Genomic DNA, 2,533 nt, shown 5'->3' with positions numbered 1-2,533 from the left:
GCCGCCGTGTGCCGGACCGCCGGCCGCCGGATCCGGGCAGGCACCGTCCGGCGAGGAGCGGCGGCCTGCCGGGTGCTGCGGGGACGGGGACGGCCCCTACCGCGCCGCCCGGGAGCTACGCCGGCGCCCCGGGGCCACCGCGCCGTGCTGATCGACACGGCCGGGCAGGCCCCGCGCACCTCCCGCGCGGAGGCGGACGGGGGACCGCGCCGACCGGGCCGGCCCCGCATCCGGGACCGCGCGGCACACCGCACCGGGCACGCGCCGTCCGGGAGCGAGAACCGCCACACTTTCGGGGGGCTTTCCGGCGCGGCATTCCGCTCGGTGCCCCTGGTGGAGGCGGGCAGGAGCGCCCGCCGACCCCGGGGCGGCTGATTACGAAACCGCCACTACTGCGGCCCCGGGTGCGGTCGGGCATGGCGTCGGACGCTCCCAGGGCGCATACTCAACGTAATGAAACAGTCAGCCGGATCCCGGCGTCACCTGCCTTCCAGTCCCTTCAACCGCCCGGCCCAGGCGGCCCCACCGGTCGAATGCTTCGATGTGGGCGACAGGGTGTCGCACGACCAGTTCGGACTCGGCCGAGTCCTCGCTGTAGAGGGCGACAACGACGCAGTGCTCATCGACTTCTCGGGGCGTCAGGGAAGGATCCTGAGCCCGTACTCCAAGCTGACCAAGCTCTGAGAGGGAGAACGAGCACGTACCGCGTCCGACCGGAGACTCTCCGGATCCGGGGCACCTGAGGAGAAGTCCACCAGGTGCCCCGGAAGCCGTTGTGGGCTCTTCGCGGCTCTACAGGGCCTTCGCGGCGGGCTTGACCATGCCGCGCACGGTCCGCGACTTCACGAACTCGCCCATGCCCGTCATCTCCCATTCGCCGGAGAACTGCTTGATCAGCTTGGCCATCATCACGCCGGTCTGCGGCTCCGCGCCGGTCAGGTCGAAGCGGACCAGCTCCTCGCCGGTGGCCGCGTCGATCAGCCGGCAGTAGGCCTTGGCCACCTCGGTGAACTTCTGCCCGGTGAAGGAGTTCACCGTGAAGACCAGGCCGGTCGCCTCGGCGGGGATCCGGCCGAGGTCGACGACGATCACCTCGTCGTCACCCGCGCCCTCGCCCGTGAGGTTGTCGCCGGAGTGCTTGATCGCGCCGTTCAGGATGGACAGCTTGCCGAAGTAGCAGCTGTCCAGGTGCTTGCGGTCGGGGCCGTAGGCGATCACCGAGGCGTCGAGGTCGATGTCCTTGCCGCGGAACGCCGGCTCCCAGCCGAGCCCCATCTTGACCTGCGAGAGCAGCGGGCGGCCGCCCTTGACCAGGGACACCGTCTGGTTCTTCTGGAGGTTGACCCGGCCCTTGTCGAGGTTGATCCGGCCGGCGCCGGCCGGCGCGGGCGGCGCGGCCGGCGGAGCGGGGGGTGCGGGCGGTGCCGGGGGAGCGATCCGGGGGTCCACGGGAGCGGCCGCCGCCGCGACCGGAGGAGCGGCCGGGGCGGCGGGTGCGGCGGCGGGTGCGGCGGCGGGCTCCTCCACGGAGACGCCGAAGTCGGTGGCGATGCCCGCGAGCCCGTCGGCGTAGCCCTGGCCGATCGCGCGGACCTTCCACGCGCCGTTGCGCCGGTAGATCTCGACGACCACCAGCGCCGTCTCGCCGCCCAGCCGGGGAGGGGTGAAGGTGGCGAGCGCGCTTCCGTCGTCCGCGTTGCGCACGGTCGCGGTGGGCTCGATGCCCTGGAACGTCCGGCCGGCCGCGTCGGGGCTCGCCGTGACGACGATCTTCTCGATGCCCGGGGGGACCGCCGTGGTGTCCACCACGATCGCGTCGGGCGCGGAGCCGCCGCCCGGCCGGTAGGTCACGCCGGGGCCCGAGGGCTGGTTGTAGAAGATGAAGTCGTCGTCCGAGCGCACCTTGCCGTCGGCGGTGAGCAGCAGGCCCGAGACGTCGAGCCGCACCGGTGCGGCGACGTCCACCGCCACGCGGGCGGCGGAGAGAGGGATGTTCGAGCCGGGGGTCATTGCGGTCATGCACGGGGTAACGAACGATCCGGCTTTGCCGTTCCCTTACCTTCACCGGTGTGCCCCGTACGGGTCAGCGCCCGCCGCGGGCCCGGTTGCGGGGGTGCTCGCGGGCGGTGCGCTCGTTGCCGTGCCGGTACGCGCCCGTCCAGCGCGCCATGACCAGCTGGGCGTCGCCGGACTCCACCTCGGCGACGAACTTCGCCGCGCGGCCGCCGCGCAGGGTGCCCGCGGGGCGGCCGTGGTGGGTGATGGTGACGCTCGTGTCACCGTGCTGCTCGTACTGGAATCCTGAAGGCTTCGGCATGACCGTAGGATGCCCGCGCCCCCGCCGCCGCGTCGCGGCGTTTTCCGCCCGGGGGCGCGCCCGGCGGCCCGCGACCGGAGCGGGGAGGCGGCGAGGCGCTCCGGCCGTGCCGCCCCGCCGCGGCTCCGGTCACGCCGGGTCGCGGGGCCGGCGGGGCGCCGGCGGGGGGCCGGACGCGCCGATGGGGGGGGGGGGGTGGTCGTGGGCGGCGCGGTG

The 2,533-nt window shown here is 74.2% G+C and carries 3 protein-coding genes; 1 reads left to right on the top strand and 2 read right to left on the bottom strand.

Annotated features, from left to right (window positions below; genetic code table 11):
- The first annotated feature begins 453 nt into the window (after positions 1-453).
- Positions 454-684, top strand: coding sequence for a hypothetical protein (locus ABZ371_RS31585; RefSeq protein ID WP_014156926.1), 231 nt, complete (start codon positions 454-456; stop codon positions 682-684).
- Between the two features lie 108 nt (positions 685-792).
- Here ABZ371_RS31585 and ABZ371_RS31580 read toward each other — a convergent pair whose 3' ends face one another.
- Positions 793-2,019: a TerD family protein gene (locus tag ABZ371_RS31580; RefSeq protein WP_358686149.1), complete on the bottom strand. Its 1,227-nt coding sequence runs from the start codon at positions 2,017-2,019 to the stop codon at positions 793-795.
- A gap of 64 nt (positions 2,020-2,083) precedes the next feature.
- Positions 2,084-2,317 carry a hypothetical protein gene (locus tag ABZ371_RS31575; protein WP_358686147.1) on the bottom strand — a complete coding sequence of 78 codons (234 nt, stop codon included), beginning with the start codon at positions 2,315-2,317 and terminating at the stop codon, positions 2,084-2,086.
- Positions 2,318-2,533: the final 216 nt, after the last annotated feature.

It is taken from the genome of Streptomyces sp. NPDC005899 (assembly GCF_040629645.1).
Lineage (GTDB): Bacteria > Actinomycetota > Actinomycetes > Streptomycetales > Streptomycetaceae > Streptomyces.
This window is presented reverse-complemented; position numbering and strand designations above follow the sequence as displayed.